This window comes from Thermococcus sp. EP1, assembly GCF_001317345.1.
Lineage (GTDB): Archaea > Methanobacteriota_B > Thermococci > Thermococcales > Thermococcaceae > Thermococcus_A.
On the sequence record NZ_JXCG01000015.1, the window covers coordinates 21873 to 28211 of the forward strand.

At 39.0% G+C, this 6339-nt stretch carries 9 protein-coding genes; 3 read left to right on the plus strand and 6 right to left on the minus strand.

What is annotated here, in order from left to right:
• Positions 1-25 precede the first annotated feature (25 nt).
• The 3 genes from EP1X_RS09170 to EP1X_RS09180 all read right to left on the minus strand — a co-directional run bounded on the left by EP1X_RS09170 (position 26) and on the right by EP1X_RS09180 (position 2154).
• On the minus strand, positions 26-487 hold the full coding sequence (locus EP1X_RS09170) for a hypothetical protein (RefSeq protein WP_055283835.1): 462 nt from the start codon (positions 485-487) through the stop codon (positions 26-28).
• Positions 488-522: 35 nt separating this feature from the next.
• Positions 523-960, minus strand: a complete 438-nt coding sequence (locus EP1X_RS09175) for an EVE domain-containing protein (protein WP_055283836.1) — start codon at positions 958-960, stop codon at positions 523-525.
• A 552-nt stretch (positions 961-1512) separates the two neighbouring features.
• Entirely contained in the window at positions 1513-2154 is a 642-nt protein-coding gene (locus EP1X_RS09180; RefSeq protein WP_055283838.1) for an MBL fold metallo-hydrolase, read from the minus strand.
• A 131-nt stretch (positions 2155-2285) separates the two neighbouring features.
• On the opposite strand from EP1X_RS09180, the gene EP1X_RS09185 reads away from it, so the two are divergent.
• Positions 2286-2891, plus strand: a complete 606-nt coding sequence (locus EP1X_RS09185) for an ArsR family transcriptional regulator (protein WP_055283840.1) — start codon at positions 2286-2288, stop codon at positions 2889-2891.
• Here EP1X_RS09185 and EP1X_RS09190 read toward each other — a convergent pair.
• Positions 2888-3091 (minus strand): 30S ribosomal protein S17e, encoded by a 204-nt coding sequence (locus EP1X_RS09190; RefSeq protein ID WP_055283842.1) that lies wholly within the window; start codon positions 3089-3091, stop codon positions 2888-2890. The two genes, EP1X_RS09185 and EP1X_RS09190, sit on opposite strands and share 4 nt — an antisense overlap.
• 103 nt (positions 3092-3194) lie before the next feature.
• On the opposite strand from EP1X_RS09190, the gene EP1X_RS09195 reads away from it, so the two are divergent.
• Positions 3195-3620: a DUF371 domain-containing protein gene (locus EP1X_RS09195; RefSeq protein ID WP_055283843.1), complete on the plus strand. Its 426-nt coding sequence runs from the start codon at positions 3195-3197 to the stop codon at positions 3618-3620.
• A gap of 40 nt (positions 3621-3660) precedes the next feature.
• A complete protein-coding gene (locus EP1X_RS09200; RefSeq protein WP_055283845.1) occupies positions 3661-5001 on the plus strand; it encodes a glycerate kinase in 1341 nt (446 codons plus the stop codon).
• Between the two features lie 18 nt (positions 5002-5019).
• Here the strand turns inward: EP1X_RS09200 and EP1X_RS09205 are convergent, their stop codons facing one another.
• Both EP1X_RS09205 and EP1X_RS09210 read right to left on the minus strand, forming a co-directional pair.
• Positions 5020-6000: a [LysW]-lysine hydrolase gene (locus EP1X_RS09205; protein WP_055283847.1), complete on the minus strand. Its 981-nt coding sequence runs from the start codon at positions 5998-6000 to the stop codon at positions 5020-5022.
• Positions 5993-6339, minus strand: a 347-nt coding sequence (locus EP1X_RS09210) for an aminotransferase class III-fold pyridoxal phosphate-dependent enzyme (protein ID WP_156300734.1), incomplete at its 5' end; no start/stop codon positions are given. The genes EP1X_RS09205 and EP1X_RS09210, both read right to left, overlap by 8 nt.

The window sequence follows — 6339 nt, forward strand, 5'->3', positions numbered from 1 at the left end:
TATTCTAAAGCTTTAAAAAACTACTCTATATTTTAAGCCCCGCCTTTTTCATTGCAACTACTGGGTGCATACCATTCATAACATCTTGGAACATCTGATAAGCTTGTTGTCTTCCGTTATATCCCTTAGAAGGAGGATAGTTGACATCTTCCTGTTCAAAAATTAACCACAATGCATAAAGGATATACTCTATGGAATAGCCAGGCGCACTGTTTATTTGCTTAATGTCATCAGAACTCATAGTCTTTAGAATTTCCTCGGGGGATTCCCCAGTATAAACTCTTGTAATGGCATTAAATACCTTTTTGGCAATCTCTTTATTATGGCAAAGTTTTCCATAGAAATCAATTATAAAATGAGCGTGTTTCGGGGTAAAAAAGCGTTTATTCCCTCGAAATTTGGCCTGTATTATAAAATCATCAGGGCTTTTATCCCCTCGTTTTGTAGAGATTTTGAAGTCACATATTTCGATTTCTACTATTGTCACTTAGGTACCCCCACTATAACTTAAAGATTAAAAGATTAAAGAAGCTTTTCAATTACTTTATAATCTTCTTCTGGGATCTCACGCATTGCTTTTCCGAATAAGTGTGTTGACCATTTCTTTTTATTTTTGATAAAGTTTAATTTTGGAATCAAAGACTTAAATTCAATTTCCCCAAACTTAATTGGTTTAAGTTTGATTCTCCAAGGATATACTTCATTGCTGCCTTTTGGAGCTTTAAATATCTTTTTGGAATCTTTAAATGGTTCAGCCACAACTTCATAAATAGCTACAATTTTTGGCTCTAGAACATTTCCCTTCTGATCTTTTTCCTGTTTAAGGTAAATAACTACTTTATCTCCGGGTTTAACTTTTAAAAGGGTATTTTTGTGTCTCTTTTCAGGAACGCCCCAGAGATTGTTCTTCTTAATTATTCCCCAATTTTCTCTATTTGTTATACAAAGCCAATATGGCATTATCGATCACCAATGATCCTTGTCTCAGGATAATATTAAAATATTTCCCTCTATTTTCTTGCATAAGACTTAATTCCATACATGTGAGAAGGGCATATTAGTTACTTTAAACAAAAGTCAAGCAATAATTAGTGAATTTTTCCATATTTTCTTCAACGTTGAGGAATATTGTTGAAATGCTACATAGATCTCTCTTTGTAGATCTCAACCTAATAATCTTCTCTTTAACTTTTCTGACTTTGGCCTTTAAATTAGACCATAAATCATTAAGATCAACATTCGAATTCCCTTCTTTGCTGTAACGTGGGGACAGAGAGTTTCCTAGTAATTCTTAATAATTTGTAAGGTAATCAAGAAGTTTGGATTTCACTGAACTTGAAGAGCATCTAGATGAAGATACTTGGTAGAAAAGTTGATGCCGCAATAAAATCTTAATTTAAACTAGGATAGTTTATACAAAGCTTAAACAGACATGCATAAAGTAACCATATGAAGATGTACCCTTTTGAGATCTTAATGAAAAGATGTTTAGGTAGAAACAATTAATGGGTTTCAAAGCCTCTTCACTAACTCCCTCACCTTCTCTTTTCCTTCGTTCAAAATCGGTTGGCCGTGACTTGGCAACAAATGCACAAAATCAATTTCTAAAAGCCTTCTTATCGCTTCCCTGTTCTTCATTGGATCGAGAGAGTAATGATGCGGGACCTCTTCGAGTCTTCCATCTTGCTCATAGAGTAAGTCTCCAACAAAAAGGGCCTTGGTTTTTAGATCTAGCAGACAAATACTCCCAGGTGTGTGGCCGGGAGAGTGAATGATCTTTAATCCCTCGACCACATCCCCATCATTTAAGACTACTTCCACGTCCACAGGTTCTATCGCCTTTTGGAATGTTTTCTCTCCATGGAACGTCTTCTCACCTGTGAAATATGGAACTTCATCTTTATGGGCGGCAACATTTGCACCAGTGGCTTCTTTAAGGGCTTTTAGTGCCCCTATATGGTCATAATGAGCATGGGTAGCTATAATGAGTTCCACTTCCTCGGGGACACGGCCTAGGCCGTCTATGTATTTTATTATCTTCTCATACTCCTCTGGGAGACCGGTATCTATTGTTATGAGTTTGTTATTCCTCACTATAATATAGACATTTGCAAACGTGTTATCTACAAGGTGGATGTCTCCTATAACTTTCATAATGAAATCACCATTTTTGCATTGGACTTTATTCTTAAAGTGGTTTTTGCTCATAATGCACCAAAAGATTTAAGTATGAATTTTATTCACATTAAGTTAGATAAGAGTCACGATCATCTTGGGGTGAGAGAATGGACGAGCATGGGAGACTACTCGATGTCCTCGGAAACGAGACGAGGCGGAGAATATTATTATTACTAACTAAAAGACCTTATTTTGTAAGTGAGCTTTCTAAAGAGTTAAGAGTTGGTCAAAAAGCTGTTTTGGAACATCTGCGGATTCTTGAGGGAGCGGGCCTAATAGAGGGAAGAGTGGAGAAAATCCCGAGAGGAAGGCCAAGAAAATACTACCAGATCAAACGCGGTATTAGACTGGAGGTGCTTTTGACCCCATACTCCTTTGGAACTGAGATGTACGAGCCAAAGGTTCCGAGGGTCACTAAGGAGTATGAAGAGGTAAAGCAGCTCATAAAGTCTAGAGAGCCCATTGAAGTCAAGATGAAGGAACTTGCAGACTTTTTAAATGAAATTGAAGGAAGAATAGAGGAGTACATGAGGATGAAAAGCGAGCTTGAAGAAGTCAGAATGCTCGCTGAGACCTATATGCGAAACCTCATGTTGCGAGTTGCCAAGGAAAGTGAAAATCACTTTGACGAGCTCTTACGAGAATTCGAGGGCATACTACCCAGAGAAATTATTGAAGATCTAAAAAGGATAAAGAAAGAGTTTCATATTTAAAGGATCTTTCCTTCTTCTTTAAGCGTTACGAGCCTTGTAACATATCCTGCTATCCTGTTCCTTATGGTCTTGCTTGTGATATTTGTGAGTTCCTCAACTTTCTTTTTGTTGTGCTCAAAATCTCTTGTGAATTCATTTGGATACCTATCAAACAGCTCCCTCGCAGTTCTCTTAATGAAACCTTGCTTAATGTTTCCCATTCCTCATCCCTCCGATAATCTTGAATTACCACTCCCAACTCAAGTGAGGCTGTTTTAAACTTTTCCCAACCAAATTTATAAAGCTTCCCTTTGAGGATTATACATGCTCAAGGAAAGGATCGTCTGCTATGGTCACGAGAACGTGAAGGCAACACATCGTTCGACGCTAGAAATAACTAAAGAGGATTATCTAACTCCCAGAGGAGATTGTATCATATGTGTAAAAGCCAGTAAGGGCCTTAAAGACCTAAATGAGGAATTAAAGAAAGCTTTGAGACGAGGGAAGAGAATTAAAATTAGAATAATCGTTGATGGTCTTGTTGATGAGATTGTCGCATTTGGGGATGAAAATCTAAGTTTTGAGAACGAGGTTTCTATGGTTATAAGGAAAAGTACCTACATAGATGGAAGAACTCTAGCTGTAAAAGCCACTAAGGCGGCTAAAGACATAAAACGTGAAATTGTAGAAAGGCTGAAAAATCCAGAGCAAAAGGTTATAGTTGAGTTAATCGTGGATGATGAGCTTTAACTTTTATAATATCTAAGGACAATTAGTTCTGGTGAGTCTTATGATAAATCGGGAGAGGCTTTTATCCCAAGGGGATATTAAAGCTAAAGAGATAGCTTTAACTCTCATGAATGAAGCCATAAGAAGTGCGGATCCTTACGAGGCCGTTAAGCGGGTATTAAAATTTGAGGATAATAAGGTTATTATCAAAGGAAAAGAATTCCCAATAAACGGTGGGATTTACGTCTTGGCCTTTGGAAAGGCTGCTTGTTCTATGGCTAAGGCCGTTGAAGAAGTCCTAGAGGGTAAAATAGTAGAGGGACTTGCTGTTACGAAGTATGGCTATGCCCTTCCATTAAAGAAAATTAGGGTGATTGAGGCTGGCCACCCAATTCCCGACGAAAACTCAATGAAAGGGGCCCAGTTGGGAGTTGAACTTGCTAAGAAAGTCGGGGAAAATGATATTCTCCTAGTGCTGATCTCGGGTGGTGGTTCAGCGCTCTTCATGCTCCCCGAGGATGGAATAAGCTTGGAGGACAAGATGAAAACAAATGAGCTCCTCCTCAAAAGTGGTGCTAAGATCTATGAAATTAACACCGTTAGAAAGCACATATCGAAAGTTAAAGGAGGAAAACTAGCTAAACTCGTTAAAGGGACTCTTATAAGCTTAATTCTTTCCGATGTGGTTGGTGATCCCCTCGAAGCAATAGCCTCTGGACCAACTGTAAAGGACCCAACCACTTTTCAAGATGCTTATAGGCTCCTAAAGCTCTACAACGTTTGGGGTAAGCTGCCTGAGAGTGTTAAAAGGCACATAGAACTTGGCATTAAGGGAGAGAGGGAAGAAACTCTAAAAGAGGATTTACCCAATGTGCACAATTTTCTTATAGCAAGCAATTCTCTTGCCTGCGAATCGGCAAAGAGAAAAGCGGAGGAATTAGGATTAAATGCTTACATTATAACGACCACGTTGGAGGGGGAAGCGAGAGAGGTTGCCATAGCCTTTGGTTCTATTATTGAGGAAATATATCATAGGGAAAGGCCCTTTAAGAGACCGTGTGTTCTAATAGCCGGTGGAGAGACAACGGTAACTATCGAAGGTGAACCTGGTCTTGGAGGGCCGAATCAAGAGTTCGCTTTGAGTATAGCAAGAAAGATCTCTGGACTTAGGGGCGTGGCAGTGTTGGCAATGGACACAGATGGTACAGATGGTCCTACAGATGCAGCAGGGGGGTTAGTAGACTCTTATACACTAGAAACTTTGAAGGAGAGAGGTATTGATGTGGAAGAGTTTCTTAAGGCCCACAATGCATACGAAGCATTGAAAGAAGCTAATGCTTTGCTATTAACAGGGGCAACCAGAACGAATGTGAATTCGATAGTTATTGCTGTTATTCTCTAATTTTTTATGGGAGGTGCTTTAGATATTCTTTAGATTCTTTAAGGCGCTTTTTAAAATCTCTATTGCTTTTAAATACTCTTCCAGGTTCAAGCGTTCATGGGGAGTATGATCCAATTTGGAATCGCCGGGGCCATATGCTACAGCGTCAACCTTAAACTTAGGAGCCAAGATGTTCATATCTGCAGTTCCGCTCTTCTTTTTAAGCCTTGGCTTTACGCCATTCTCTCTTATGGCTCTAACAAAGGTTCTAACTAATGGACTTTTTACGGAGACTTCGTAGGCAGGGACAAAATCTAAGATTTCTCCTTTAATCGGTGGTTCATAACCAATCGGCGTTCTAATATTAACTATCATGTCTCCATAAAAGTCAAAATCTCTCTCATAGGCCTCAAACTTTAAAATCCTCCCATTTGGTCTATCAAAGCCTTCATTGAAATCCTTACTTATTCCCAGCCACTTTTCAATTAGCTTTTCTGCAGCACCTTTTGAACTTAGACTTCCATGGAATTTCTCAACTTTTTCTATAAACTTCATCGTCAAGCTTCCTTTATAACCGATTGTAACTCCATCAAAGCCACTTGGTTCTCCAATTATTATAAAATTCGGCTGTGGAATACTCAGATTTTTAGCACCCTTTGAGAATCCTTCCTCATCCACAAGGGATGCAAATATTAGATTTGCTTTGCTCTCAATGAATGCGAAGAAAAACGTTGCCAAGGGCCCTTTAGCATCAACACTACCCCTTCCCCATAGATAATTATTTTCAATCCTAACTGGAATTATCCCGTCAACCGTGTCCATATGGCCTGCTAAGAGAATCCTATTTCCCTTACCATTTTTCTCAGCTATGACATTACCCACTTCATCAATATATGCCTCGACTCCAAAGCTCTCGAAACTCTCAACTAAGAACTTGGCAACCTTTTCTTCCTGGCCGCTGGGACTGTAAATACTAACTAGCTCCTTTAAAAACTCAATTTTTTCCTCTTCGCTAACCATTAAGGACACCCTCAATAGTTTCCTTGACCCAAAGCATCTGTTCCTTTGTAATTATCAGTGGAGGTAAAAGCCTAATTACTTTATTTCCAGCCGTGTTTACCAGTAATCCTCTCTCTTGGAGTTTTTCTACGTATTTTCCAGCATTCTCTTTTAGGAGAACCCCAAGCATCAGCCCTTTTCCTCTAGTCATTATTACCTTGTTCCCTTCTATACTTATGCTCTTTTCCTCAGCTTTTTCTATGAGTTTTTCTCTTCTTAAGATTCTCAATGTCGTTGCCATAGCTTTGCAAGCAAGGGGATTTCCTCCAAAAGTTGAACCGTGCTTTCCTCTCGGGATGT

Excerpts from the sequence above, each read along its gene's own strand:
- EP1X_RS09175 (WP_055283836.1), bottom strand. The coding sequence starts at position 960 with ATGCCATATTGGCTTTGTATAACAAATAGAGAAAATTGGGGAATAATT.
- EP1X_RS09180 (WP_055283838.1), bottom strand. The coding sequence starts at position 2,154 with ATGAAAGTTATAGGAGACATCCACCTTGTAGATAACACGTTTGCAAAT.
- EP1X_RS09185 (WP_055283840.1), top strand. The coding sequence starts at position 2,286 with ATGGACGAGCATGGGAGACTACTCGATGTCCTCGGAAACGAGACGAGG.
- EP1X_RS09190 (WP_055283842.1), bottom strand. The coding sequence starts at position 3,091 with ATGGGAAACATTAAGCAAGGTTTCATTAAGAGAACTGCGAGGGAGCTG.
- EP1X_RS09195 (WP_055283843.1), top strand. The coding sequence starts at position 3,195 with ATGCTCAAGGAAAGGATCGTCTGCTATGGTCACGAGAACGTGAAGGCA.
- EP1X_RS09200 (WP_055283845.1), top strand. The coding sequence starts at position 3,661 with ATGATAAATCGGGAGAGGCTTTTATCCCAAGGGGATATTAAAGCTAAA.
- EP1X_RS09205 (WP_055283847.1), bottom strand. The coding sequence starts at position 6,000 with ATGGTTAGCGAAGAGGAAAAAATTGAGTTTTTAAAGGAGCTAGTTAGT.